General features: G+C 70.8%; 23 protein-coding genes. 20 read left to right on the top strand and 3 right to left on the bottom strand.

Annotated features, from left to right (window positions below; genetic code table 11):
* The first annotated feature begins 308 nt into the window (after positions 1-308).
* The 15 genes from BIV23_RS01560 to BIV23_RS01490 all read left to right on the top strand — a co-directional run bounded on the left by BIV23_RS01560 (position 309) and on the right by BIV23_RS01490 (position 19,055).
* Positions 309-1,151, top strand: coding sequence for a hypothetical protein (locus BIV23_RS01560; RefSeq protein WP_071378872.1), 843 nt, complete (start codon positions 309-311; stop codon positions 1,149-1,151).
* A 950-nt stretch (positions 1,152-2,101) separates the two neighbouring features.
* A complete protein-coding gene (locus tag BIV23_RS01555; protein ID WP_071378871.1) occupies positions 2,102-2,335 on the top strand; it encodes a hypothetical protein in 234 nt (77 codons plus the stop codon).
* Between the two features lie 32 nt (positions 2,336-2,367).
* Positions 2,368-3,810: a glycoside hydrolase family 15 protein gene (locus BIV23_RS01550; RefSeq protein ID WP_218161848.1), complete on the top strand. Its 1,443-nt coding sequence runs from the start codon at positions 2,368-2,370 to the stop codon at positions 3,808-3,810.
* Between the two features lie 76 nt (positions 3,811-3,886).
* Positions 3,887-5,779 carry a GMC family oxidoreductase gene (locus BIV23_RS01545; protein WP_071378870.1) on the top strand — a complete coding sequence of 631 codons (1,893 nt, stop codon included), beginning with the start codon at positions 3,887-3,889 and terminating at the stop codon, positions 5,777-5,779.
* Positions 5,776-6,888, top strand: a complete 1,113-nt coding sequence (locus tag BIV23_RS01540) for a ferritin-like domain-containing protein (RefSeq protein ID WP_071378869.1) — start codon at positions 5,776-5,778, stop codon at positions 6,886-6,888. Before BIV23_RS01545 ends, BIV23_RS01540 begins: the two co-directional genes overlap by 4 nt.
* Positions 6,885-7,418 (top strand): hypothetical protein, encoded by a 534-nt coding sequence (locus BIV23_RS01535; RefSeq protein ID WP_071378868.1) that lies wholly within the window; start codon positions 6,885-6,887, stop codon positions 7,416-7,418. The genes BIV23_RS01540 and BIV23_RS01535 overlap by 4 nt, the downstream gene beginning before the upstream one ends.
* The gene (iolE, locus tag BIV23_RS01530) at positions 7,415-8,329 is read left to right on the top strand and encodes a myo-inosose-2 dehydratase (RefSeq protein ID WP_107471029.1); all 915 of its coding nucleotides are present in this window, start codon (positions 7,415-7,417) and stop codon (positions 8,327-8,329) included. The genes BIV23_RS01535 and iolE overlap by 4 nt, the downstream gene beginning before the upstream one ends.
* A gap of 18 nt (positions 8,330-8,347) precedes the next feature.
* Positions 8,348-9,382, top strand: coding sequence for a sugar phosphate isomerase/epimerase family protein (locus tag BIV23_RS01525; RefSeq protein WP_071378867.1), 1,035 nt, complete (start codon positions 8,348-8,350; stop codon positions 9,380-9,382).
* Between the two features lie 5 nt (positions 9,383-9,387).
* Complete coding sequence (locus BIV23_RS01520; protein WP_218161847.1) at positions 9,388-10,203, top strand: MBL fold metallo-hydrolase; 816 nt, start codon at positions 9,388-9,390, stop codon at positions 10,201-10,203.
* Positions 10,204-10,222: 19 nt separating this feature from the next.
* Positions 10,223-11,878 (top strand): alpha-keto acid decarboxylase family protein, encoded by a 1,656-nt coding sequence (locus tag BIV23_RS01515; protein ID WP_071378865.1) that lies wholly within the window; start codon positions 10,223-10,225, stop codon positions 11,876-11,878.
* A 19-nt stretch (positions 11,879-11,897) separates the two neighbouring features.
* Positions 11,898-12,206, top strand: coding sequence for an EthD family reductase (locus BIV23_RS01510; RefSeq protein WP_071378864.1), 309 nt, complete (start codon positions 11,898-11,900; stop codon positions 12,204-12,206).
* Positions 12,207-12,545: 339 nt separating this feature from the next.
* Entirely contained in the window at positions 12,546-13,967 is a 1,422-nt protein-coding gene (locus BIV23_RS01505) for a protein kinase domain-containing protein (RefSeq protein ID WP_071378863.1), read from the top strand.
* A 142-nt stretch (positions 13,968-14,109) separates the two neighbouring features.
* Positions 14,110-15,681 (top strand): Re/Si-specific NAD(P)(+) transhydrogenase subunit alpha, encoded by a 1,572-nt coding sequence (locus BIV23_RS01500; RefSeq protein ID WP_071378862.1) that lies wholly within the window; start codon positions 14,110-14,112, stop codon positions 15,679-15,681.
* Positions 15,682-15,687: 6 nt separating this feature from the next.
* The gene (gene pntB, locus BIV23_RS01495; protein ID WP_071378861.1) at positions 15,688-17,154 is read left to right on the top strand and encodes a Re/Si-specific NAD(P)(+) transhydrogenase subunit beta; all 1,467 of its coding nucleotides are present in this window, start codon (positions 15,688-15,690) and stop codon (positions 17,152-17,154) included.
* A 542-nt stretch (positions 17,155-17,696) separates the two neighbouring features.
* The gene (locus BIV23_RS01490; protein WP_071378860.1) at positions 17,697-19,055 is read left to right on the top strand and encodes an MptA/MptB family glycosyltransferase; all 1,359 of its coding nucleotides are present in this window, start codon (positions 17,697-17,699) and stop codon (positions 19,053-19,055) included.
* 106 nt (positions 19,056-19,161) lie between these two features.
* Here BIV23_RS01490 and atpF read toward each other — a convergent pair whose 3' ends face one another.
* Both atpF and BIV23_RS01480 read right to left on the bottom strand, forming a co-directional pair.
* A complete protein-coding gene (gene atpF / locus BIV23_RS01485) occupies positions 19,162-19,674 on the bottom strand; it encodes a F0F1 ATP synthase subunit B (RefSeq protein WP_071378859.1) in 513 nt (170 codons plus the stop codon).
* Positions 19,675-19,785: 111 nt separating this feature from the next.
* Entirely contained in the window at positions 19,786-20,427 is a 642-nt protein-coding gene (locus BIV23_RS01480) for a TetR/AcrR family transcriptional regulator (RefSeq protein ID WP_071378858.1), read from the bottom strand.
* 197 nt (positions 20,428-20,624) lie between these two features.
* On the opposite strand from BIV23_RS01480, the gene BIV23_RS01475 reads away from it, so the two are divergent.
* Positions 20,625-21,203: an ATP-binding protein gene (locus tag BIV23_RS01475; protein WP_245790283.1), complete on the top strand. Its 579-nt coding sequence runs from the start codon at positions 20,625-20,627 to the stop codon at positions 21,201-21,203.
* A 362-nt stretch (positions 21,204-21,565) separates the two neighbouring features.
* Positions 21,566-22,813, top strand: coding sequence for a PP2C family protein-serine/threonine phosphatase (locus BIV23_RS01470; RefSeq protein ID WP_071378857.1), 1,248 nt, complete (start codon positions 21,566-21,568; stop codon positions 22,811-22,813).
* 252 nt (positions 22,814-23,065) lie between these two features.
* Here the strand turns inward: BIV23_RS01470 and BIV23_RS01465 are convergent, their stop codons facing one another.
* Positions 23,066-23,593 carry a hypothetical protein gene (locus BIV23_RS01465; RefSeq protein ID WP_071378856.1) on the bottom strand — a complete coding sequence of 176 codons (528 nt, stop codon included), beginning with the start codon at positions 23,591-23,593 and terminating at the stop codon, positions 23,066-23,068.
* 263 nt (positions 23,594-23,856) lie between these two features.
* On the opposite strand from BIV23_RS01465, the gene BIV23_RS01460 reads away from it, so the two are divergent.
* The 3 genes from BIV23_RS01460 to BIV23_RS01450 all read left to right on the top strand — a co-directional run bounded on the left by BIV23_RS01460 (position 23,857) and on the right by BIV23_RS01450 (position 26,434).
* Positions 23,857-24,522 carry a hypothetical protein gene (locus BIV23_RS01460; RefSeq protein ID WP_071378855.1) on the top strand — a complete coding sequence of 222 codons (666 nt, stop codon included), beginning with the start codon at positions 23,857-23,859 and terminating at the stop codon, positions 24,520-24,522.
* Between the two features lie 107 nt (positions 24,523-24,629).
* Positions 24,630-25,760 (top strand): sensor histidine kinase, encoded by a 1,131-nt coding sequence (locus BIV23_RS01455; RefSeq protein ID WP_177239647.1) that lies wholly within the window; start codon positions 24,630-24,632, stop codon positions 25,758-25,760.
* Positions 25,757-26,434, top strand: coding sequence for a response regulator (locus BIV23_RS01450; RefSeq protein WP_071378853.1), 678 nt, complete (start codon positions 25,757-25,759; stop codon positions 26,432-26,434). Before BIV23_RS01455 ends, BIV23_RS01450 begins: the two co-directional genes overlap by 4 nt.
* The last annotated feature ends 335 nt before the right edge of the window (positions 26,435-26,769 follow it).

Below are 26,769 nucleotides of genomic sequence, written 5' to 3'. Positions count from 1 at the left end.
CGCCGGCGGACCGATCGAAACCCCCGGCAGCGACATCGAGCACCGGCTCACCGGCCGCACCCGCCGTCCGGGAGCGGCGCCCCGGGAGCGGCCTTCCATGTGCCGCGTCGAGATCATGCCGGTACACGGCGGGGCCTGCCGCGCGCCCCGTCCGAGGCCCGGCCGGCGCCACTCCGCCGTGAAGAACAGGGCGCGTCCCGCCTCAGGGACACACCTCGGCGCCGGTCGGTTCGGTGTGGCGGATATTTCGGGCGGGGGAGGCCGGACATGATGAAGGTACGGATGCGTCGTGCGAGGAGGAGTGCGGCATGGCCGGACCTGGCTCTGGCGGTACCGAGGACATGGCGGGCGGCAAGTCACGCTTCGACGACATCTACAGCCGGCCGGACCCCCGCCCGTACTTCAGGCGGCTGGCCCCCCTGGAGTACGAGATCCCCCACCACGCCCAGCCGGTCTTCCGGCAGGCTGCCGCCGAACGGGCCGCGCTCGACGACGCCCGCGGCCACCGGTCGGCGGTACTGGACGTGTGCTGCTCGTACGGGATCAACGCGGCACTGCTCAACCACGACGTGACGCTCGCTGAGATGTATGAGCGGTACACCTCCCCGGACCGGCAGGCGTTGTCGACGGCGGAACTGAGGGCGTCGGACACGGCCTTCTATGCCGCGCGGCGCAGGCCGGACGCCGTGCCGGTGTTCGGCCTGGACGTCTCGGCCCCCGCCGCGCGGTACGCGCAGGACGTGGGTCTGCTGGACGCCGCGTTCACCGACGATCTGGAACAGGGCTCGCCCGGCCCCGGTCTCAGCCGCGCACTCGCCGAGGTCGGCCTCATCACGCTGACGGGCGGTGGCACCTACATCACCGCCCGAACGCTCACGGCCCTGCTGGACGGCGTACGCAGACCGGTGTGGGTCAGCGCGTTCGTGCTGCGCACGGTGTCGTACCGGCCGATCGCCCGGACACTGGCCGCACACGGTCTGAACACCACCGTCGACACCTCCCGGACCTATCCGCAGCGCCTCTTCACCGACGAGCGGGAACAGCGCTACGCGATCGCGGCTGTACGGGCGCTGGGCGCAGACCCCGCCGGGTGCGAGGAGGCCGGCCGCTTTCACAGCCTGCTCTACGAGTCACGACCCGGCACGCCATGACAACCGGTGCGACCGGGAGGTCGTGGGTTCGCCCGGCCGGAGCGAATTGCCACCCTCCGGAATTACGCCACAGGAATGCGCCCGTCGTCGGCGGGAACTCGAAAAAATTCCCTCAGCTGCCCACGCGCACCAACAGAATCCGGCGCACGTTGCGCAACAGCGGGCTGCATGGGATTACTTCAACCTCATGCGCAACAGTCGAATTTCCTCTTGCGGCGCCGACCCGGCCAGTTGTAGCGTGTGGCTCGCAAAGATGAGGGTGCTGCCAAGTAGCATACCCGTCGCGTGGTGCGGTCACCTCTCAGGATGATTCAAAACGGCGTTATACGGTCCCTGCATCGCGCGCTTTCTGAGAAAACGGGGGGACGGGGATGCATTCCCTATTGACGCGATTATGGGAATGGTGTCGACTCGGGCGTCTGAATCAGAGTGTCGTCGCAGGCCTGACAGTGTTTTCGCGCGCCACTCTCCTCGCCGCGTCCCCGGGGCGAGAACTCGGATCCGGGACGACCGGTTCGCCTGTCCCGCCCGGCAGGCGTGGGACGCCACGGCAGTCGCGCGGGGCTGCGCACCGCCTGGAACGTTGTGCGCGGACACGGGTTCCGAGGCCCGCTCGGATCACCGCGACTCGTCCGGCCGAGGCGCGTCCCGTGACCGCTCGCGCATCCTGCCGGCCGTTCCCCGCGCGTGGCGCACGAGAAGCCGGCCGCACCCATGCGGCCACCGGGGTGCGGGTGCCGGGTAGGCCGCGCCCCCGGGGGTGCTGTTCGCATCACCCCTCCGGCGTGCGGGCGCACGGACCAGACGCTGCTCGGGTCGGCCGGTCCACACTCTTCGTCGCGGCCGGCCTGATCCGCACGCCACCCCCCAGGCCGACCGAACCGGCCGGAAGCCACCCGCGGTCCACCCGGCGATCCCGATGGTTCCCGCGCACCGCCGGTGACGCGGCCGTGGCCTTCGCGGCAGGCGTCACCAGCGGCGATGCCAACGCGCCGGCCGGCATCGGCGAAGTCCCCGAGAACAACCCGCACCCTCTTGCGCCGCTCACCCGGCTTTCCCGCCACGGAAGCCCGCTCATCCCGTGGCGGCAACTGATGGACCTCATGCACCTCGCACAGCTCATGCACGCACCCGGTGCCGAGCCCCTCGATCCACGCGACCGGGGCGCCGACCAGATCCGATAGTTCCGCTCGAAAGACGACGGGGGAGTTCCGCCATGTCCGAGCCGACCGACACGCCCACCGGCACGACCACCACGCCCGCCCGCACGAACCGGCCGGACGGCACGTCCCGAGCGCGGGCGAACGCCCAGATCTCCATGACTCCGGGAGCCATCGACCTGCCGTCGCTCGTGCCGGTCATGTACACCTTCATGTTCCGGAACATCTCCAGCGACGGCTTCGCCTTCAGCGATCCGCAGTCGCCGGGCGACATCTCCCGGAACTCGAAGCCGGGTTGCATCATCGCCGCCCCCTCCTTCCCGGCCGACACCCCCGGCATCGACGAGGACTACGTCTTCAACTGGGTGCGCGACGGGGCCATCACGGCCATGGAGGTGGCCAAGGCCGACATGCCCACCCGCCCGGGCGGGACGGTGCAGACGCTCAACGACTACGTGCAGTTCGCCGACCTCTGCCACTCCAACGCCCAGCCGCCGCTGACCAAGGGGCACGCCTGCTTCAACATCGCCGGCGACGCCCGCCCGTGGACGGAGCAGAACGACGGTCCGGCGCTGCAGACGATCACCGTCCTGGCCGCCTACGACCAACTCGACGTCGGCACCCAGAAGCGCGCGGTCGACCTGGTGAACGCGAACGTGGCCTACCTCCTCGGCGTCTACCAGAGCCCTACCACGAACCTGTGGGAGGAGCACGGCGGGTACAGCTTCTTCGCCCGCTCCGCCCAACTGCGCTGCTTCGAGGAGATCCAGGCCTCGACCGTCGTCGGCATCGAGAAGCCGACCGGGCTGCGGCCCGCCATCAAGTGGCTGCGCCAGGCGCTCGCGGGCCACTGGGACGGAAGCGTGTACGTGAGCATGCTGGCCGACCCCGGTGACGGGTCCCAGCCGTCGCCGCAGAACCCGGTCGTCAGCGGTTACGACCCGAACATCGACATCGTCCAGTCGGCCGTCTACGGCGCCGTTCCCGTCACCGACACCAAGCTGCTGGCCACGGCGGCCCGACTGCGCGCGCAGTGGGAGGAGGGCGGCATCGCCTTCTACCCGATCAACAAGGCCGACAAGGAAGCATTCGGTATCGGACCGCTGTTCGGCCGCTACCCGGGCGACGTCTACGACGGCGACACCGCGCACCCGGTGCTCGGCGGCCACCCCTGGGCCCTGTCCACGTGCAACGTCGCGGAGCTGCACTACAGGCTGGCCGCCGCGATCAAGTCGACCGGCAAGGTGCCCCTGGACGACCTGTCCGCACCCTTCTTCGCCCAGTCCGGCATCGACGCGTCGACGGCCCCCGCCGCGGCGGCCGCCGCCTTGGCGGCCACCGGTGACGCCATGGTGCGGGCCGTCGTCTACCACAGCGACAACCTGGAACTCTCCGAACAGTTCGACGGCACCACCGGCTTCGAGCGCAGTGTGCACAACCTGACGTGGAGCTACGCCGCCTATCTGTCCGCCATGCGGGCCCGGGCCGAGGCCGTGTGACCCATGGCCCACCGACGCGCATCCCCACCGACACACCGGTCCCGGCCGCGCCCGGCAGCGGAGGAGTGACTGCCCCATGTACGCGAAGTTCCCCGAGGGGGCGGCGCACCGCACCGACCCCGCGGCGGCGGCCGAGGTCCTCTACGACGCCGTCGTCGTCGGCGGCGGGATCGCCGGCGCCCTCATCGCCTCGCGGCTGAGCCAGGCCGGCAAGAGGGTGCTGATCCTCGAAGCCGGCCCGGCCGAGGATCTCACCCTGCGGGGCTACGAGAGCTACCTCGACCGCTTCTACTCGGCCACCGGCAAGGACAACCAGTCTCCCTACCCGGCAGGCGTCAACGCCCCGATGCCCCGCGGCACCGACGCACGCCGCATCTCCCCGGGCGCGCCCGACGCCTCGGCCTACCTCGTCCAGAGCGGGCCCTTCGCCACCGACACCACCTACACCCGGGTCCTCGGCGGCACCACCATGCACTGGGAGGCCAAGACGCTGCGGATGCTCCCCGAGGACTTCCGTATGCGCACGCTCTACGGCGAGGGGGCCGACTGGCCGCTGACCTACGAGGACCTCGCCCCCTACTACAACGAGGCCGAACGCGAGATCGGCGTCTCCGCCGACGTCGCGGACCAGGCCTACCTCGGGATCACCTTCGACGAGGGCTATGTGTTCCCCATGAAGGGGCTGCCCCTGTCGTACCTGGACCGGATGGTGGCGACGGACCTCGACGGGATGCCGGTCGAACTCGGCGGGGAGCGGCGCGAGTTGCGGGTACGGCCCTTCCCGCAGGGGCGCAACGGCATACCGAACCCGGCGTACGACGGCGGGAAGGGCTACCGGCCGCGAGGCGCGGTGAGCACGTACCAGGTCGAGGTCGGCGAGCGGTGCCAGGGCAACAACAACTGCGTGCCCATCTGCCCGGTGCAGGCCAAGTACCACGCCGGCAAAACCCTCGCGGTGGCCCTGCAGAGCGGCCGGGTCGACCTGGTGGCCCAGGCGGTGGCCCACAAGGTGCACATCGACGAGCAGACCGGCCGGGTGACCGAGATCGAGTACCGCCGCTACGACCGGCCCGACAGCCCCGGCTCCGCCACCATGAGGGCCCGCGGCCGACTGTTCGTCCTGGCCGCCAACGCGGTGGAGAACCCTCGGCTGATGCTGGCCTCCGGCCTGCGCGGCTCCAGCGGCCTGATGGGGCGGAACTTCATGGACCACGCCTACCTGCTGGCGTGGGCCCTGCTGCCGGAGGTGGCCGGCACCTTCCGGGGCACGAACTGCACGGGCGGCATCACCGACCTGCGGGGGGGCCGCTTCCGCCGCCACCAGGCGGCGTTCAGCGTCGACATCCACAACGACGGCTGGGGCTGGGCCCGGGGCGCGCCGATGACCGACCTGGTCGACCTGGTGGACGCCGGCGGCCGCTACGGCCAGTCCCTCCGCCAGGGCCTGGTGGACCGCGTCTCCCGCCAGCTGCAGCTGGCGTTCATGGTCGAGGTCCCCGCCAACCCGAGCAACCGGATCACCGTCGACCCGGCCTACACCGACCACCTCGGGAACATGCGGCCCATCCTCACCTACGACATCCCCGACTACACGATGCGGGGGGTGGCGTACGCCCGGCAGCTGTCGCGGCGGATCTTCGCCCGGCTCGGAGCCGAGGACCACACCGCGTACGACCCCGACTTCTGGGGTTATGCCGTGCACGCCGGCGAGGGGTACGAGATCCGAGGGGGCAACCATCTCGCCGGCACCCACACGATGGGCAGCGACCCGTCGACCTCGGTGGTCGACCCGGACCAGCGCAGCTGGGACCACCAGAACCTCTACCTGGTCGGCGGGGGCAGCATGCCCACCGTGGGCACCTCGAACGTGACGCTCACCATCGCCGCCCTGTGCCTGCGCAGCGTGCGGGCCATGCTGTCCCAGCTCGACGCCGAGACCGCACCGATCGCCGTGGAGGTGGCCCGGTGACCGCGTCCACCATCGACAGCCGTGACGACCTGATCAGCTATCTGCACGTGGCGATGGCGCTCGAGCACGCGACCATCCCGCCCTACCTGACCGCGTACTACTCCATCCACTCCACCACCAACTCCGACGCCGCCCACATCATCCGGGTGGTCGCGGTGGAGGAGATGCTGCACCTGACCCTCGTCGCCAACGTCCTGAACGCCATCGGCGGCAGGCCCGACCTGACCCGCCCCGGCTTCGTGCCGTCCTACCCGGCCCGCCTGCCCGACGGGGAGGACGACTTCACCGTCGACCTGCGGCCCCTGTCCCCCGAGGCGGTGGAGACGTTCTGCAAGATCGAGCGGCCGGGCCGGGCCCCCAGTGCCGACGCACGGCTGCTGCGCGCACCGGACGGCGGGCGTCCGGTCCTGGCCTTCAGCCCGACGGCCGAGGGGATGCGCTTCTACAGCATCGGCGAGTTCTACGCGGAGATCATCGAAGGCCTCGAGAAGGTGGCGGCCGGCGACCCCAAGCTCTTCTCCGGAGACCCGGCCCTGCAGGTGGGGCCCGAGTACTTCTACTCCGGCGGCGGATCGGTGACCGTCGTCTCCGACCTGGACTCGGCCTGCCGGGCGCTGCGCTTCATCGCCGCCCAGGGCGAGGGCCTCGACTCGGGCATCCACGACGCCGACGGGGAACTGGCCCACTACTACCGGTTCCGGCAGCTGCAGCTCGGACGCTACTACCAGGTGGGCGACGACCCCGACGCGCCGTCGGGACCGCCGCTCGGCGTCAGCTGGGACGAGGTGTACCCGGTGAAGGTGAGCGCCCGGCTGGCCGACTTCCCGGCGGGATCGGAACTCGCCCGCGCCGCCCGGGACTTCAACGCCGCGTACGGCGCCTTCCTCGCCCTGCTCACCAGGGCGTTCAACGGGCAGCCGGGCCTCCTGCAGGACGCCGTCTGCGACATGTTCCGCCTGCGCGACGGGTTCAACCAGCTGGTGCGCAACCCGCTGCCGGGCAGTGACGGCCTGCACGCAGCCCCCACCTTCGAGATCCCGGCAGCGGCCGGCTCCGATCCGGGGGCCTCCCGGCCCGCCGGCGGGACAGCGCGGGCGGTGATCCGGTGACCGCCCCGTCGTTCGAGGAGTTCCTGCGCCTGTCGGTCGACCTCACCGCCTTCGGGGAGACCGAACTGCTCGGCACCGGTCTGGCCCGGCAGTACCTGGCCAAGGTGCGGGCCGCCTGCGGCGACGAGATCGTCACCGCCCTCCTGGACGCCCACCGGGCGGCCCGGACCGAGGCAGCCGGTGATGCCGGCGACGCCGGAAGCCTTGACGGGATCCTGCTCGACCGGGTCCTGCTCGACCGCGCCCTGCGCCACCGGATCTTCAGCGACGACCGCCTCGGACCGGTGGCCCGCAACGTGATCAAACTCTGGTACGCCGGGATGTGGTACGCGCTGCCGCCCGAGTGGACCGACCGCTACGGGGCCCGTGCCGCGGGCGAAGCCTCCACGGTCACCGCCGCCTCCTACCAGGAGGGGCTGCTGTGGCGGGCCATCGGAGCCAACCCTCCCGGCGCCAAGGGACCCGGCTACGGCTCCTGGGCCCAGCCACCCCGCATCGAGGACCGCTACCTGAATGGGGCGACGAAATGACCGACCTGGCGGACCGCCTCGGCCCGGACAAGGTGAAGCTCGGCGTCTGCTGCACCCTGTGGTGGAACGACGACTTCCCCGCCATCGACGCCGGCATCTCCTTCGGCCAGGCCGTGAGCGAGATGGCGCTCGCCGGCTTCCAGGGCTGCAGCATCGGGCACAAGTACCCCTCGGACGCCGCCGAGCTCAAGGCCGCCCTCGACCTGCGCGGCCTGCGGGTGTCCGAGCCCTGGACGAGTACGTACTTCACGATCGGCAAAATGCGGCACAAGACGATCGCCGCCTTCGAGGAGACCCTGGCCCACATCAAGGCGCTGGGCGGGACCGAGCTGGTCGTGGCCGAGTTCGGAGCGTCGTCGCACCTGCTCCCCGTCGACGTGTTCGCCAACCGCCCGGTCTTCACCGACGCCCAGTGGGACGCCCTGACGTCGGGCCTGGACGAGCTCGGCAAGATCGCGGGATCGGCCGGGATGAAGCTCAGCTATCACCACCACATGGGCACCGGCGTCATGACCCGGGCCGACGTCGACCGACTGATGGCCTCGACCGATCCGGCACTGGTCCACCTCCTGCTCGACACCGCCCACATCGCCTTCGCGGGCGACGACCCACTGGAGCTGGCCCGGGCGCACGCCGACCGCATCGGCCACGTCCACATGAAGAGCATCCGGCCCGAGGTCGTGAGCCGGGTGCGGGAAGAGGGCCTGTCGTTCCAGGAGGGCGTCGAGCTCGGCGTCTTCACCGTGCCCGGGGACGGCGCGATCGACTTCCGGCCCATCCTCGAGGTGCTGGCCGACGCCGACTACCAGGGCTGGCTGGTCGTGGAGGCCGAACAGGACCCGAACAAGGCCGACCCGCTCGAGTACGCCAAGAAGGCCCGCGCCTATCTCGCCGACGTCCTGGGCTGGTAGCGAACGGAGGACCCGGCAATGAACGAGACATCCGAACGGGACGTGTTCTTCAGCTTCTTCATGTTCACGGCCGACCTGAGGCCGCAGGACTCGCGCTACACCGCAGTCCTGATCAACCATCTGAAGGCCCTCACCGACATGGGCTACGACGGTTTCGACCTGCACATCGCCCCGCAGCCCGAAACCGTCGACCACAAGCTGGAGACCGACAGCTACGTCGCCCTCAAGAAAGCGTTCGACCAGGCGGGTCTGAAGGACGTGAAGTTCACGACGAACGTCGGGACCACGCGGACCTTCGACCCGACGTCGCCCTACGAGGAGCAGCGCAGGCGCGCCCTGTCCTACCTCACGTCACGCGTCGACATCACACGAATCCTGGGCGGCGACTCGATCATGTCGGGGCCGTTCCTCTACCCGTACGGCGTCTTCCCGGCCACGGACGCCGACGAGCCGCTGTGGAGCGACGCCCTCCAGGACTGGATGAAGTCGCGCTATCGCGCGGCGCGGTCCGTCTTCGAGGATCTGGCGGAGTACGCCGCGGCGCGAGAGGTGAAGCTCGCCATCGAGCCCGTCAAGAGCTGGGAGACGCCCCCGCCCAACATGGTCTCCGAGGCACTGGACTTCCTCGACGGCCTGGAACACACGCACGCCGGCGTGACGATCGACACCGCGCAGGTCGTGATGGAGAGTCAGGGCCCGTCGGTCTTCAAGGACAATGTCGCGAGGGCCGCCCGGCAGAACCGGCTCCACTACGTCCACATCTCCGCGCCCGACCGGGGCGCGGTGAAGGACAGCTGGATCCCCTGGGACATCGTCCTGAACGAGGTCGAGCCGGTGTACCGCGGTCCGTACCTCGTCGAGGTGTTCAACGCGATCCCGCCGTTCGTCAGCTCCATGCGCATGGCACGCCGGCGGTTCTGGCGGCCCGGCGAGGACGACCCGGTGCCCGGCGTCGACAGCGCCTACGACGTCGCGAGGGCCGCACTGGAGGAACTGCGGGAGCAGATCATCATCCCCTCCGCCCGAGTGCCTCGGAAAGGTCCCGCATGCTAGCCCAGGTGTCAGATCCCATCATCATGGTCGTGAGGCAGCGGGGCGACGTCCGTATTCACACCTTCGTCGCCTCCTTCGCGTACAGCAACATCGCGAACGCCACGCACATCATCGAGACCAGGAACCAACTGGTGCTCGTGGACGGGCAGTTCCTCGTCCCCTACGCGAGGGCGTTCAGGGACTACGCGGACAGCCTGGGCAAGCCGATCGAGCGGCTGTACCTCTCCCACCGGCACCCCGACCACTGGTTCGGTGTCGGGGCGGCGTTCGGCGACATCCCGGTCCACGCGCTGCCCGAGACCATGAGCTTCATCCAGGAGCACGGGGAAGCGTCGAGAAGCGACCACTGGAAGCTCGGCGACCTCGTCCCGGACCGCATCGTCGTGCCCAAGCAGGCCGTCGGCCCGGGCACCGAGACGATCGACGGGGTCAGGTACCTCTTCGACCGGGTGACAGAGACCGAGATCGACTTCCACCTGACCATCAGGCTTCCTGACCTGGGGGTCCATTTCACCCAGGACCTGGTCTACAGCGGCACCCATCTGTACCTGACGCAGCACATGGACCACTGGATCCAGGTACTCCAGGACATGCTGCTGTCGGACTACGACCTGTTCATGCCGGGCCACGGCCTGCCGGCCGACAAGAACGAGGTCGCGCGCAACATCGAGTACCTCTCGGCCGCCCGGCAGGCGATCGGCAACGGACTGACGGGCGACGCCTTCAAGGGTTTCATGCTCCAGCGGTATCCCGAACGCAAGTGCCCGGGGATATTCGACATCTACATGCCCCGGCTGTTCGGCGGCGCGAGCGACTACTGACCCCGGAGGCATACGGACCATGGACGAGAACTGCACCGTAGGGAAGTACCTGGTGGACCGGCTCCGCCAACTGGGGCTGGGGCATCTCTTCTCCATCGCGGGCGACTACTCGATCGAATGGCTGAACCGGTACGTCGCGCCGGGCGGCATCGAGATCATCGAGGAAGTCAACGAGGTGAACGCCGGTTACGCGGCGGACGGATACGCGAGACTGAAGGGCATCGGCGCCCTCTGTGTCACCTACTCCGCAGGCGCGCTCTGCGCCGTGAACGCCGTTGCCGGCGCCTATGTCGAGAAGGTGCCGCTCGTGCTGATCAACGGCACGCCGAGCATCAAGAAGACCATCGTCTTCGAGCAGACCGGGTTCAGCGCGCACCACTTCATCAGCGGACGTGAAACGGACCTCCAGTCCTTCGAGCACATCACGGTCGCAGCCGTACGCATCGAGAACCCGGACGTCGCACCGGCGTTGATAGATTACGCGCTGACTCAGTGCATCAGCGCACGGCGTCCGATCTACATCGAGCTCCTCCAGGACATGGTCGACCTGCCGTGCGAGCCGCCGAGGGGCGTTCTGAAGCCGTCCAGGATCCTGTCGGACGAGACCAGCCTGGAACAGTCGGTGGCGCAGATCCGCGCAAAGCTCGAAAGCGCCGAGAACCCGCTCGTCTGGGTCGGTGTGGAGATCGACCGGCTCGGCCTTCAGGACAAGGCCATGAGCCTGATACAGCAGCTGAACGTCCCCTTCGTCACGCAACTCCTCAGCAAGGCCGTCCTCTCCGAGGACGATCCCCTGTTCGTCGGCGTGCTCGACGGACAGGCGTCCTCGACGGCCGTCACGGATCTGGCCGCGACGGCTGATTTCGTACTGGCCCTCGGCGTGTGGCTGACGGACATCAACTCGCTGGGGTGGGAGCCGGACTACGACAAGACCGCGTTCGCGTCGTTCGACGCGGTCAAGTTCGGCACGTTCTTCGGCGGGCAGGTCGCCTTGGAGCACCTGATGGACGGCATCCTGGCGCAGAAAATCGCGCCCAGAACACGGAAACTTCCGGAGAAGCCGGCTCGTAGTGCGCCGACTTCGGGCTCGTCCGATGTGATCACGTACCAGGGGTTCTACAACTTCATCCAGCCGTACATCGACAGGAAGACCATCGTCGGCGCCGACGCGAGCATGAACTACTTCGGCAGCCTGCTGCTCGATGTGCCGAGGCCGGGCGGGTTCATCGCCCAGTCGTCCTACTCGGCGATCGGTTACAGCGCGGCGGCCGCGACGGGTATGTGCCTGGCGAAGGCGCCCGACCAAAGGGTGATGGTCTTCTCGGGGGACGGCGGCTTCCAGATGACCGCCCAGTGCCTCTCGACGCAGACCCGCTTCAAGCTCAACCCGATCGTCTTCGTCATCGACAACGGCGTCTACGCCGTGGAGCAGTGGCTCGGCGACGCGTCGGTTTTCCATGCCGACAAGCCGTTCTACAAGCCGTGTGTCCTGCACCGGTGGAATTACAGCAGGCTGTCGGAGGTCTTCGGGTGCCGAGGGTGGGAAGTCGGCACGTACGGAGAGCTGACGGCCGCTGTGACGGGTGCCCTGAAGAACTCGGACAGCCCGTCCATCATCCAGGTCCACGTGCCCGACAAGTCGATTCCCGAGAATGCCAAATGGAAGACCCAGTAGCGGACAAGGAGCAGGAATAGTGCCGACGAAGATCACCGCAATCTACGAGAACCCGAAGTCCCCCGAGGAGTTCGAGGCCGGTCATCACGAGCAGATCGTGCTGGCGAAGAAGATCCCCGGCGTCCAGAAGGTCGAGAGTGCGAAGGTCTGGCCGAAGGAGGACGGCAGTGCGACGCCGGCCTACCGCGTCCTCGACATGTACTTCACCGACTACGCCGCGGCCAGCAGGGCCGTGACGACCGAGGAGGCAAAGGCGTTCGTCGGCAAGGCCTTCGAGCTGGCGACCGGCGGAGTGCGGCTCCTCTTCACGGATGTCGAGGACGTCTGACCTCGACTTTCCCGAGGCATGGCGGCCTCGCCGCGAGCGGGTGAACGCACGACGTGTCCCGAGTCGCGGCGGGGCCGGCCATCGCACGCCATCGCAAGCCGTCGCGCGCCGGGTCCCACGGGCCCGGGCGCGCCACCCGCCGCACCCGCGCCCTGGACACCTTCATCCCGCGAGCCGCACTCTTTCGAGCCCCAGGTCCGGCGAGAACGCCGGCCGGACCTCAGCCGCCCGACGCGGACATTGAACATGCGGCGGCAAGGGCCTCGGCAACCGCCTCGATACCCTCGGCTCCCGGGAGCCGTAAGCTTCGTCGGGTTTGAGACGAGCGGGGAGGCGTGAGTGGGGCGGGACAAGGTCCTCAGTGACCGGTACGAACTGGTCGAGAGGCTCGGGCAGGGCGGCATGGGCACGGTACATCGGGGGGTGGACCGGCAGCTGCGGCGCACGGTCGCGGTCAAGCTGCTCTCCTCGGCGCTGGCCCACGATCCGCAGTCACGAGCCCGCTTCCGGCGCGAGGCACACGCGGCGGCCGCGCTGAACCACCCCGCCGTGGCCACCGTCCACGATGTCGGCGAGGAGCCCGACCCCGACGGCCCGCGGCCCTATCTGGTGATGGAGTACGTACCGGGCACGACCCTCGCCGAGGCCCTGCGCGACGGCCCGCTGCCCGTCGCCGAGGCGATCGAGACGGCATGCGCCGTGCTGGACGCGCTGCAGCACAGCCATGAACACGGCATCGTGCACAGGGACATCAAACCCTCGAACATCATGCGCACCGGCCCCGGCCCCGGCGCCGTGAAGGTCCTCGACTTCGGCATCGCCAAGGCCTTCACCGAGACGGCCACCCGCATCACCGGCAGCGGCGCCGCCATCGGCACCCCGGCCTACCTCTCGCCCGAGCAGATCAGCGGGGCGGAGATCGACCACCGGGCCGATCTGTACGCCATGGGGTGCCTGCTGCACGAACTGCTGACCGGGCAGCCGCCGTTCCACGGCGCATCTCCGTTCGCCGTCATGCACCAGCACCTGTTCGCCGAACCCGAGCCGGTCTCCCGGCTCCGCCCGCAGGTGCCGCCGGCGGTGGAGGCGGTGATCCAGCGCGCTCTGCGCAAGGATCCGAAGGAACGATTCACTGACGCGCGGCAGATGGGCGCCGCCCTCGCCGACGCCCTGGAGCGGTCCGTCATGGCGACGGCCCCGGCTCCCGCCCCCCTGCCCGCGCCGACGCCCTCCGGCCGTCGCAGCGCCCCCGGCAGCGGGTTCGTGTCGCGCCTCACGGTCGACAGCGTCCTGGCGCTGTCGGGGTGCCTGCTGGCGCTGCTGTGCGCACGCGGTCACGTGGTGGAGACGGCCCACTTCGGCTGGGCCGCCACCGCGGCCGGCCTGCTGGGGATGGTGACGCTGCCCTGGTCGACACGTCTGTCGTGCGTCCTGGGCTGGGGTCCTGTGGCGGAGGCCGTGGCGGTCAACTCGGAACTGCGGCGCGCCAACGACGGGTGGGCCCACTCGTACGTCGGCATCGCCGCGCTGCTGGCGCTGACCGCCGTCTGCTGTCTGGCGAGCGCGGCACGCCGCACGGAGGGCGGCGCCGGTCCACTGGTCGCCTTCTGGTTCTGCGCCACCGCGTCGGTCTGGTACCTCCTCGACGACCTGCACAAGCTCTTCGTCTTCTACCTGCTGCTGTCCCTGACGGCCGTCGCCACCCTGGCGTGGGAGACCACGGTCCGGGTGCGCCGCCGTGGTGGTCGGACCGCCGAGTGAAATACACCAGGGCCGTGTCTGTCGGCCCGGGCCCCCGGGGCGGGTAGGTTTCCCCCGGCCCGCCTCCACGGAACGAGTTCTGTGGACGCCCGTCTGATCGCGGATATCCGTCAGACCCTCCTACCGGGAGAGAACAACAGACATGTCTGCACAAGAATCTGCGCAACACCCGCCCCAGCGCATCGGCGTCGTGGTCGAGTCCCTGTCCGGGGAGACACGGGTCGCGGCGACGCCGCCGACGGTGCGTCACCTGCTGGGTCTGGGCTACGAGGTGGTGGTGGAGTCCGGGGCCGGCGCGGCGAGCGGCTTCGGTGACCAGGCCTACCTCGACGCCGGCGCCGGTATCGGCCAGGCCTGGGACGCGGATGTCGTCCTGAAGGTGAACGCCCCCTCCGACACGGAGATCGCCCGGCTGCGGAACGGCGCGACCGTGATCGCCCTGCTCGCCCCGGCACAGCACCCCGCGCTGCTGCGGGCACTGGCGGACGCCGGGGTGACCGCGCTGGCGCTCGACGCGGTCCCGCGCATCTCACGCGCCCAGCCGATGGACGTGCTGTCGTCGATGGCGAACATCGCCGGGTACCGGGCGGTGATCGAGGCCGCCCACGTCTTCGGCCGGTTCTTCACCGGCCAGGTCACCGCGGCGGGCAAGGTGCCGCCGGCGAAGGTCCTGGTCGCCGGTGCGGGCGTGGCCGGTCTCGCGGCGATCGGCGCCGCCTCCAGCCTCGGCGCGATCGTGCGGGCCACCGACCCGCGGCCCGAGGTCGCGGAGCAGGTGAAGTCGCTGGGCGGCGAGTACCTCCCGGTGAACGTCGTCCAGGAGGCGGGCACCGACGGCTACGCCAAGGCGACCTCCGCCGACTACGATCGCGCCGCCGCCGAGCTCTACCACGAGCAGGCCGAGGACGTGGACATCGTGATCACCACCGCGCTGATCCCGGGCCGGCCGGCGCCGCGCCTGCTGACGGCCGGGGACGTGGCGGTCATGAAACCGGGCAGCGTCGTCGTCGACATGGCCGCCGCCCAGGGCGGCAACGTCGAGGGCACCGTACCCGGGCGTGCGGTCGTCACCGACAACGGTGTCACCCTCATCGGCTACACCGACCTCGCCTCCCGGCTGCCCGCCCAGGCCTCACAGCTCTTCGGCACCAACCTGGCGAACCTCCTGAACCTGCTCACCCCCGGCAGGGACGGGCAGCTGACGATCGACTTCGACGACGCCGTACAACGGGCCGTGACCGTGGTGCGGGACGGCGACGTCACCTGGCCACCGCCGCCCGTGGCGGTCTCGGCCGCGCCGACCGCGCGGGCCGCGGAGCCAAAGGCCGTGCCCGCCGCGCGCGAACCCGGGGCGAAGGGGCCGAGGCTGACGCCCGCGCGACGCTACGGCCTGATCGGGCTGGGCATGCTCGCCCTGTTCCTGCTGGTGGCCCTCGCTCCCGCCCAACTGGCCGGAAACTTCACGGTGTTCACCCTGGCGGTCGTGATCGGCTACTACGTCATCGGCAAGGTGCACCACGCGCTGCACACGCCGCTGATGTCGGTGACCAACGCGATCTCCGGGATCGTCGTGATCGGCGCCCTGCTGCAGATCGGGCACGAGAACCGGATCGTCACCGCGCTGGCCTTCGTGGCGATCCTGCTGACGAGCGTGAACATCTTCGGAGGTTTCGCCGTCACCCGCCGCATGCTGTCCATGTTCTCGAAAGGCTGAGCCGAGATGACTTCACTGACGGCGTCCCACGCCGCCGACCTGGTCGCCGCGCTGCTGTTCGTCCTGAGCCTGGCGGGCCTGTCCCAGCACCGCACCTCCCGCGCCGGTGTCGTCTACGGCATCGCCGGCATGGCCCTCGCTCTGGTCGCCACGGTCGTGCTGGCGGCGCGGAGCATCACCGTCGGCGCGGTGACCCTGATCGTGGTGGCGATGGCGCTCGGCGGGGCGATCGGCCTGTGGCGGGCCCGCCGTGTCGAGATGACGCAGATGCCCGAACTGATCGCGGTGCTGCACAGCTTCGTCGGCCTCGCCGCGGTGCTGGTGGGCTGGAACAGCTACCTGGAGGTGGAGGCGCACGGCAGGGCGCAGACCCGGATCGGCGCCGGCCTGCTGGGCATCCACCACGCCGAGGTGTTCATCGGCGTCTTCATCGGCGCGGTCACCTTCACCGGCTCGATCGTCGCGTTCCTGAAGCTCTCGGCGCGCATCACGTCCCGCCCGCTGACGCTGCCGGGCAGGAACGCGCTGAACCTCGGTGCGCTCGGCGCCTTCGCCGTACTGACCGCCTGGTTCACCGTCAGCCCCGGCCTGGCGCTGATGATCACGGTGACCGCGCTGGCGCTGGCCCTCGGCTGGCACCTGGTCGCCGCGATTGGCGGCGGTGACATGCCCGTCGTCGTCTCCATGCTGAACAGCTACTCGGGCTGGGCGGCGGCTGCGGCCGGCTTCCTGCTCGACAACAACCTGCTCATCGTGACGGGCGCGCTGGTGGGCTCCTCCGGTGCCTACCTCTCGTACATCATGTGCAAGGCGATGAACCGCTCCTTCCTCTCCGTCATCGCGGGCGGGTTCGGCGTCGAGGCGCCGTCCTGCGGCGCGGAGTCACAGGGCGAGCACCGGGAGGTGCGGGCCGCGGAGGCGGCCGGGATGCTGGCCCGCGCCCGCTCGGTGATCATCACCCCCGGTTACGGCATGGCCGTCGCGCAGGCCCAGCACCCCGTGGCCGAGCTGACGCGCCGGCTGCGCGGACGGGGCGTCGAGGTCCGGTTCGGCGTCCACCCCGTCGCCGGGCGCCTGCCCGGGCACATGAACGTGCTGCTGGCCGAGGCGAAGGTCCCGTACGACATCGTCCTGGAGATGGACGAGATCAACGACGACTTCGCCGGTACCTCGGTCGTGCTGGTCATCGGCGCGAACGACACCGTCAACCCGGCCGCGACCGAGGACCCGGCCAGCCCGATCGCGGGCATGCCGGTGCTGCGGGTCTGGGAGGCGGACCAGGTCGTGGTCTTCAAACGCTCCATGGCCTCCGGTTACGCGGGCGTGCAGAACCCGCTGTTCTTCCGCGAGAACAGCAGCATGCTCTTCGGCGACGCCAAACAGAGCGTCGAGGACATCCTGGCCGCGCTCGGCACCGACGGCCGCCAGGAGCCGACACCGGCCGCACGCCAGGCGACGGCCGCCGGCCGGTGAGCCGGGTCCGGCTGCAGCAGCCGCCCGGCGGTGTCCGACGTGGAGGACACGTACGTGCGGCACGGGCGGCCCGGTTCCGGGGCGGAGCGCTTGCCCACCTCGGCGCCGGGGCTCTGGGGTCCTCGTCGCACCGCTGCTCGCGGTCGCCGTGTTCGTCCTCCTCCCTGTCCTCTCCTTCGTCACCCGTGGTTACAGTCGCACCATGGCTGACGGGAAGCAGGGAGGCGGAGTTGCGACCGGGTCGATGTGTGCGATCCGGGGCACGCCGGTGAATATCAGTCCGAATTCCCCGGGCGACCCCACCCGCCCATGGGTGTGACAGCGACGACGGACCCCCTACCATGCGGTGATCAGGCCCGAGACCCCCGGACGATCGGAAGACCGCACATGCAGCGCGGCCTTATGTGTGCCTCCGCAAACGTGTACGTGTGCGAGTCGATGCGGCCGGCCGTGTGGGAGGCTGCCGTGCCGTGGGGGAGGGGCCTTTCCCGATCGCCCGTGTGTGAGAGAGCCGTGAGCCGAGTGCGACCCAGAGGCCGACCTTGACGATCAACGACAACGAATGGACTCTGCGGCCCGGCGCCCGGGGCAGGCGGACGGCCGGGTACACGGCTCGGACAGGTGACGGCCCGCTGCGGCCGCGCGCCGCGTCGTGGACGGCGGGGGCGGGCGTCTTCCTGTTCGGGCTGGTCGGTGCGAGCGCGCCCAACCCGAACACGCTGAGGGTGCCGATCACCTGGCTCCGGCTGCCCGCCATGCCCGGCACCGTCTCCGAGGCGGCCATGGCCGCCGCCGTCGTGCTGTCGTGCGGCGCGACGCTCGGTCTGCTCCACGCGCACAGCAGAGGGTGGAGTCCCGATCCCCGAACCCTGTTCCGCGCGGGTGCGCTGGCCGTGCTCCTCCTCGCGAACCTCACCCCGGTCGGCTCCTCCGACACGGCGAGTTACGCCGCCTACGGTCGTATCGCCGCCCTCGGTGGTGATCCGTATGTGACGACCCCCGCCCAACTGGGCGGAGCCTACGCGCACGTGGTCGGCGACGCCTGGCGGAACTCCCCGTCGGTGTACGGGCCCGTCGCCACGTGGTGGCAGGCCGCCGCCGCGTTTGTGGGCGGCAACCAGCCGTGGCTGACGATATGGGTGCTGATGCTCGCGAACGCGGCCGCCTTCCTGGGCGTCGGCCTCCTGCTGATGCGGATGGCCGACGATCCGGTCCGGGCCGCGCTCCTGTGGAGTGCCAATCCGCTGCTGATCGGTGTGCTGGTCGGGGGCGGGCACCTGGACACCGTCGTCGCCGTCCTGGCGGTCTGCGTGGTCCACCTGGCACGCGGCACCGGCGGAAGGCGCCGCGACCTGACCATCGGCGGCCTGGTCGGACTGGCCTGCGGCATCAAGGCCAGCGCCGCACTGCTCGGCGCCGGGGTGCTCTGGCTGCTGCTGCGACGCGGTGCGTGGGGGCGGGCCGCCTGCGTGGTGGGAGCGGCCACGCTGACGGTGGCGGTGCTCTACGGCACGTACGGCCTGCACGCCCTGGACCCGCTCTCCAAGGCCTCGCACATGGTGTCGATGCCGTCGTTGTGGGGCGTGTTCGAACACTATGCGACCGTTGCCGCCGGGCCCCGCGCGGCCGCGGCGAGCGTCAGCGTTCTGTGGCCCGTGCTGATGCTCGCGCTGGCCCTGGTACTCCACCGGCACGTTCCCGCGGGGGCGCCTGTCGTCGTCACCGTCCCCTTCGTGCTCTCCTTCGCCTGGATCATCGCGGCACCATGGTCCATGCCGTGGTACGCGGCCGTCGCCTGTGCACTGGCGGCGCTGTTCTGCCCCGGCCGCCTCTCACGGCTCCTCGTCGTGGCCACCGCCGGCCTGGCCCTGTTCCACACCAGCGGCGGTCACGGGTGGTGACGATGCCGGCGTCGACCCGACGTGGCTGGTCCGGGACCGGTCGGCGCCGTCGAAGGCCCGCCGGACCGCCACCCCCGGCACCCCCGAGCTCCCCGGTACAAGGTGATTACTGCAGACCTGCCGTGCTCCGGTCGTCGAGGTCCGAGAAGAAGCGGTCCACGACGTCGCTCTCCCGGACGACGCTGTCGATGGGTTCGCCGATCACCCGCCCGGCCAACTCCGTGGCCAGTGACACGACGGCACCGTGAAGCTCTGTTTTCGCGAGCGCCCGGTCGGCCGCGATCCGGGCCTGCGCTTCGGTCGTCATCGCCTCGCGTTCCCGCAGCGCCTCGGCACGCGTCTCGGCGATCAGCCGAGCGCCCTGCTCCAGGGCTTCCTGACGCAGGCGTGCCGCCTCGTGCCGGGCGTCCGCCAGTTCCTCGCGGTACTCGGCGAGGACCTCACCGGCCTCGATCGTCGTCCGCTCGGCCAGTTCCCGCTGACCCTCGATGGCGTCCCGGCGTTCAGCCAGTACGTTGTTGATCCTCGGGAGAAGGATCTTGGACAGACAGGCGAAGATCACGGCGAAGGTCAGCACGCACACGAGTGACGGAGCGAGCCCAGGTATGAGGATGCCCATGCCGAGATTTTAGAGAGATGTTGAAAACTTATGGGTGTGCGTCGGGTAAGAAGTTGCCCCAACTGATCGGAGTGGAAAGCTTTCTGATTCTCCCTCAGCTCCGTGGCGATATCAGTTCGCCGTCCGTGCTGTCGAATCCGCCGACGTCCGTGTGCTCTCCGGGATGCGCCAGCCGGGTTCGAGGGCGTCGAGGAGGGCGTGGAAGGCGGTGTCGGCCTGTGCCCAATGGCCGTTGGCCAGGGGGGCCATGAGGAGACCGAGGCAGGCGTCGGTGAGGACGGTGGCCTGGGTCAGGGCCTGGTCCCGGTTCATGCCCAGGCCGTGGAAGACCGACGTGAGCAGGTCCGTCCACTCGGTGACGATGTCGCGCATGACGGGTCCGTAGCGGTCCGGGTGGAGCACGCTGGCGCTCATGACCTCCAGGTAGAGGGGGAGCGCGGCGCGTACGTCGGGTTCGCCGAACTGTCGCCACAGTTCCTCCATGAAGCGGCGCAGGCCCGCGGGGTCCGTGGGGGAGCCGGTCGTCTCGAGCGCGGTGCGGACGCGGAGGAGGGGGCGGCGTTCGAAGAGGGCGAGCGCTTCGGCGATCATGCGTTCCTTGGTGCCGAAGTAGTACAGGAGCATGCGGTCGCTGGTGCCGAGGGCCCGGGCCAGCGGGCGCAGGGAGAGATCCGTGAGGCCGTTGCGCAGTGCGTAGGCGCGGACACGGTCGAGAAGGGCGCGCCGTTTGGCCGGGTCGGGCGGGCGGGGCATGCGGGGCTCCTGGACGCGTGAGGGACGCTCCGGTAATCGATGACCGATTACTGACTTTTGAGAACTTTGGGCTGCTCTTTACTGTAGCAGCCGTTACGTCTATATTTGGGTGTAGCGGTTGCTACATGTACGGGTCCGGCCAGTGGCCGGCGCGTATCCCGTGGCCGCTCTCCACCAGCCTCGAAGGACTGATCGCCATGGCCACCGACGCCATCGACACAGTCGGCCGTCCCGTCGGCCGTACCCTCGCCCGTCACCGGGAGAGCGGGTCGTCCCGCAGTGCCGCGCCGTCGTGGTTCGCGAGGCAGTGGGCCATGTGGTCCCGCACGCTGGCACCGCTGCGTCCGCTGGACGCTCCCCGCGGCCGGCCCACCGCCTGGGACGCCTCCTGGCCCTTGCGGCGGGAACCGATCTCGGCGGGCCGAGCCCGGCGGCTGGTGACCGAGCAGCTGACCGACTGGGCGGTCGGTGACCTCGCCGACACCGCGGAGCTGCTGGTCAGCGAGCTGGTCACCAATGCCCTGCGCCACACGCGGGGTCCGCTCAGGCTCAATCTCCAGCTGCGCCAGGGCCGCCTGTTGTGCGAGGTCGAGGACACCGAGTCCACCGGTCCCGTGCGCGGTGCCGTCGACCCGGACGCCGAGGGCGGCCGCGGCACGGAACTGATCGACCTGCTCGCGGACGCCTGGGGCAGCAGACGGACGGCCACCGGCAAGAGCGTCTGGTTCGAGCTGCGGTCCGGGGGCCGGTTCCCGGACGTGCCGGAGACACGGTGACGGTGCGGCTCGGCCGTCTGAGCCGGTGCGGGTGTCCAGGTCCAGCGCCGCCGCCCGGCGGCCGCGCTGGGGGAACGGCCCCGTGCAGTGGCTCACCTTCGGCGGTGCTTCACGTCGGTCAGCGCGTCGGCGAGTCGTACGGCCGGATCCCCGGTGAACCGATGCCGCGACTGCCCGGTCGGCCAGGTGGAGATGCCGTCGTCCGGTCCACCGTCTCGGCCAGGACCTCGGCGGGGCGTGTCCGCTCGCGGCGAGGGCGGGCACCGGCCGACCGACCCGGCTGCCGCCCCTGCCCGCCGTGATCGTGCGTGCCTGACCTGAGAGAGGACGGAAGCGGTGTGAGACTGGGCGCGGAAGGGGTGATGACCGTGTCGGATCCGCCGCACGCGTTCTCCGGTCCCGACACCGCCGTCGACGAGGATCTGCTGGAGAAGCTGATCATCGAGGCGCAGTCGGCCCTGCCCTTCGAACTGCCGGCCCTGGCGAACCGGTGTGCCTCGGCCCTCGGCCTGGACACCGCGCTGGTCTACCTCGTCGACCTGCAACAACGGCTGCTCGTCCCCCTCGACGAGGCCTTGCGGCCGCTGCCGGTGGACCGCTCGCCGGCCGGCTGGGCCTACCGCACGGTCTCTCCCCGGGTCGTCAACGGCGACGACGGCGTGACCGTCTGGACGCCCCTGGTCGACGGAGCGGAGCGGCTGGGCGTACTGGGGGTGCGGGCCGTATCGCCCGACCGGGTTCGGCTGGGCCGCTGCCGGATGCTCTCCCACCTGTTCGCGATGCTGGTCACCTCCAAGCGCACCTACAGCGACTGGCTCGCCGGCCGCACCCGGACCATGTCGATGGGGCTGCCCGCCGAGATGCTGCGCGCGTTCCTGCCCCCTCACACCGTGGGCAGCCGCAGGTGCGTGTCTACCGCGGTCCTGGAGCCGGCGTACGACATCGCCGGCGACGCCTTCGACCACTCGGTGGTCAAGAACGTGCTGCACACCATGATCCTCGACTCCATGGGGCACGATCTGGCCGCCGGCCTGAGCACCTCGGTCGCCATGGCGGCGGCCCGGAACGCCCGCCGGGGCGGGGGCGACCTCGCCGACGTCGTCGGCGCCGTGGACCAGGCGCTCGCCCGCTGGCTGCCCGACCATTTCTGCACCGGCGTGGTGTGCCGGCTCGACGCCGAGACCGGGGTGCTGCGCTGGGTCAACTGCGGGCACCCCCCGCCGCTGCTGATCCGTGCCGAGCGGGTGCTCGCCGGGGCGCTGGACAGTCCGCCGCAGCCGCCGATCGGCCTGGCCGGCCTGCTCGCCCCGGCCGTCCGGCAGGTCCACGAGACGGTCCTGGAACCGGGCGACTGCGTCCTGCTCTACACCGACGGGGTCGTGGAGGCGCGCGACGCGGACGGCGCGGAGTTCGGCCTCGACCGGTTCACCGACTTCATCATCCGCTCCAACGCCGCGGGCCAGCACCCGGCCGAGGTGCTGCGGCTGCTCATCCACGCCGTCCTCGACTACCAGCGCGACCAGCTGCGCGACGACGTCACCATCCAGCTCTTCGAATGGTGCCCGCCGGCGGTCGGCCCCCGCGCTGCCGTGCCGGGCGGGGCTCCCTGATCTTCGGAGATCCTCGGCGCGACGCGCACGGGCGAGTGGAGAACGATGGAAACGGTAGAGGTGCAAACGGTAGAGGTGCAGAGGTGAGGCAGGAGGCCGACGCGGCGGGACCGGCCGCCACAGGCGCCGCGGGGCCCGCTCGGCGGTGCCCGGGGCCACGGGGTCCGAGCGGGCGGAACGGGCGGTGACCGGCATGGGCGATGCCATCCCCTCGGGGATCGGCCGCGGGCACGCGGTGCGGGCCGCGGGACGCTATTCGGCCGCGGCGCTCAGCGTCCGGCGGCCGGCCGTCATCGCCCGTGCGGCGAGGCCGAGGGTGCGGGTGAGTGTCATCGCTACGGCCATGAGCAGCAGCGCGTCGGTGAGGGCGTCGGCGGTCACCTGGTGCTCGGTCATCCAGCGGCCCAGCTGCGGGGCGAACCAGTGCGCGGAGCCGTAGGAGAAGGCGGCTCGCGCACCGATCACCACGGTCCACAGCGCCGCGTAGGCGAACCCCGCCCGGCTGACCGGCCCGCCGGTGGTGGGGCTGCGGTAGACGGTGGTGAAGGCCATCGCCAGCAGGCCGACGAGCAACCCCGCGAGCGTGGCGGTGAGTTCGAGCGCCAGGCCGAAACCGTGTGTGGCCGGGCTCTTGACGAAGAGCGGGACGATCGCGCCGGCCATCAGCGCCGGCCGCAGGATACGCAGCCTGCCGATCCTGCGGTGGGGTCCGAGGTCCGCCTCCAGGACGGCGATCAGGACCGCACCGTTGATGATCATGGCTTGGGTGAGGGTGGACATGGGACACGAGCCTCTCTCGGTGGACGGCCGGGCCGGGGTGTGCGGCCGGCCCGTCCAGGCTCGTGTCCGGGGCGGTCGTGCGCGCCGTGGCAGGGGGTGACGTCCGGGGTGATCCTCGGCGCCGAGCGCTGGTACCGGTGGCGGACGCCGGCGTCACCCCGCACGTCACCGCCAGGGGTGACGCGGTGACGTGCGGGCCCGCATAGCGTCGGCGCGAGCCGGCGGACATCCGGTCCGACCGGCGCCCCGAGGGGAGCTCTCAGGTGAACGTCCTGCACGTACTGGCCGCGGTCGGTGTCGTGATCTTCGTCATCGTGCGTCAGCTGAGCGGTGAGCCACTGCGCGCCAAGCGGCTGATCCTGCTGCCCGCGATCCTGGCCGTCATCGGTTTCACCAGCCTCGGCAAGAGCGGCCGCCACCTCACGACGACCGATCTCGCGTGCCTCGTGATCAGCGCGGTGATCGCGGCCGGCATCGGAGGAGCCCAGGGGGCGCTGATCCGACTGCGGCCACGCGACGGCGTGTTGTGGGCCCGTATGCCGGTGCGCGGGCTGTGGCTGTGGCTCGCGCTGGTGGCCTCACGGGTCGTCATGACGTTCGTCGCCACGGCGCTCCACGCCCACGTGGCGGGCTCCTCGGCGCCGATTCTGCTGCTGCTGGGGGTCAACCGGCTCGGCCAGGCAGCCGTCGTCACGCCGCGCGCCCTCGCCTCCGGCGTGCCGTTCGCTCCGGAGAGGGACGGCCGCTCCTTCGACGTGCGCGGCGCCCTGGCGGACCGCTTCGACCGGGACGCCGCAGCGCCGCCCACCACCGGTGCGCACCGGCCCGCGTACCCCCGCACGACGAGGCCCTGCACCCGCTCGGAGCGAGACATCCCGCATGACCGGGACCGGCACCGCGACCGGGCCCGCCGCCGGATCCGGCGATGACCGGAACGGGACCGCGTCCCGCGGTCCTTGAAGAGGCGAACTGCCCGGAAGCCGCCGTAGGGCCGTCGCATCGGTATCCTGCGCATGTGCTGCGTACGGTGTCATGGTTGCTCAGGAGCGGCGCGTACGTGTTCGTCGGCGTGGTGGCGTTCACGGGCCCGGGGGCCGGGGCGACGGCCTGGGCCGTGGTCGCGTACGCGATCGGCGGACTGGCCCTGCTGCTGTGGGGGCTCACCGAGGCCTTCGGCGAGCGCCCTGCCGGGCAACTGCCGCTGATCCAGGGCCTCTTCGCCGTCGCCGCCGTGGTCTGCGGCTATGCCAGCGCCTTCGTGCACACCGGACCGCTCGTGGCGATCTCGCTGATGATCATCATGGACCTGGGCACTGAGTCGATTCTTCCCGTGGGCTGGGCGGTGGCGGGCGGCACGGTGGTCGCCATCGAGACCGGGGTCCTGGTCGCCGGGGCGAGCGACGGGCTCGCACTGGGCTATCCGGCGCTGGTGGTGATGGTGCTGATCGCCAGTCACAACCGGCGCGCCTACCGGGTGCGCGCCGAGCAGTCGGCCGCCCTGCTCGCCCAGAGCGAACTCCTCCGCGCCGAGCAGCGCCGGGTCGCCGTCCTGGACGAACGCACCCGGATCGCCCGCGAGATCCACGACGTCCTGGCCCATTCGCTCGGCGCGCTGAGCATCCAGATCCAGGCCGCCGACGCCCTGTTGACGGACCATCAGGACATCGACCGGGCCGTCACCGTACTCGCCGAGGCCAGGCGGCTGACCGCCGACGGGCTCACCGAGACCCGCCGCGCGGTGCACGCCCTGCGTGCCGACATCGCACCGCTCGACGAGGAACTGGCCACGGCGGCGGACACCCACCGGCAGCGGCACGGCGGTGCGGTACGGCTGAGAGTCGAGGGCGAGCCCGCGCCGCTCTCCCCGGACCAGGCACTGCCCCTCTTCCGTACCGCGCAGGAAGCCCTGACCAACGCCGCCAAACACGCCCCCGCGCAGCCGGTGGAGGTCACCCTGGCCTACAAGGCCGATCACGTGACCCTCACCGTCGACAACCCCCTCGCCCTCCCGGACCCCGGGCGCACCGGCGACCGGCCGGAATTCGCCACCGTCGACGCCGGCTACGGCCTCACCGGCATGCGTGAGCGCCTCCTGCTGCTCGGCGGGACCCTCGACGCGGGGGTACGCGACGGACGGTGGTGCGTGCGTGCCGAGGTGCCGCGATGAGCGCCCCGGCCGACCGGCCGCTGCGGGTGGTCGTCGCCGACGACCAGACCACCGTCCGGGAGGGGCTGGTCCTCATGCTCGGCCTGCTGCCGGACATCGACATCGTCGCTTCCGCGTCCGACGGCCGGCAGGCGCTCGACCGGGTCGCCGAGCACCACCCGGACGCGATCCTGCTCGATCTGCACATGCCGGTGCTCGACGGCACCGAGACCACCCGCCGGCTCACCGCCGAACACCCCGAAGTCGCCGTCGTCGTGCTCACCACGTACGCCGACGACACCTCCGTCCTGGAGACACTCAGGGCCGGGGCCCGCGCCTACCTCACCAAGGACGCGGACCGCCTGCACATCGCCCGCACCCTGCACAGTGCCGTCGCGGGGCTCTCCGTCCTCGACCCCAAGGTCCACGCCACGCTGCTCGCCGCGGCCGCGCACCGGACCGGCCCGCCCGCGCGGCCGGACGCCGCCGACCGGGAGCTGCCGCACGGACTCACCCGTCGTGAGGCGGAGATCCTCACGCTGATGGCGCGGGGCATGACCAACGCCGAGATCGCCGACACGCTCTTCCTCAGCGGCAACACCGTGAAGACCCACATCAACCGGATCTTCACCAAGACCGCCTCGCGCGACCGCGTCGCGGCCATCCGCTACGCCCGCGACCACGGGCTGGACTGACCACACGGACGGACGAGCCGGTTCCGGCGGTCCGCGCCCCTTCTCACTCGTTCGGGGGCGAGGGAAACGCCGGGAGGAAAACGGGTGGCGAGGGGGCGGCCGGATGTGCCGGCGCGAGGTCGTCAGGAGCGGAGACGCCCAGGTGAGCCGGTCCGCGGGAGGACGGGTACGGGCCCGGGCACCAGGGTGTGACGCCTGGTGTCCGGGCCCGGTGATGCGTGTACGGCGTGCGGATTGTCGGACAATGGTGGGGATCGGGGTCCCCGGCCCGATTGCGGCGGGCCGGGGCCTCATCTGTGCCGCCGTCCGATCAGTCGTCCCAGCCGCCGCCGTCG

This window comes from Streptomyces monashensis, assembly GCF_001866665.1.
In the GTDB taxonomy this organism is placed as follows: Bacteria; Actinomycetota; Actinomycetes; order Streptomycetales; family Streptomycetaceae; genus Streptomyces; species Streptomyces monashensis.
Note: the sequence above shows the minus strand (reverse complement) of the source record. Positions and strands in the feature narration are given on the sequence as shown.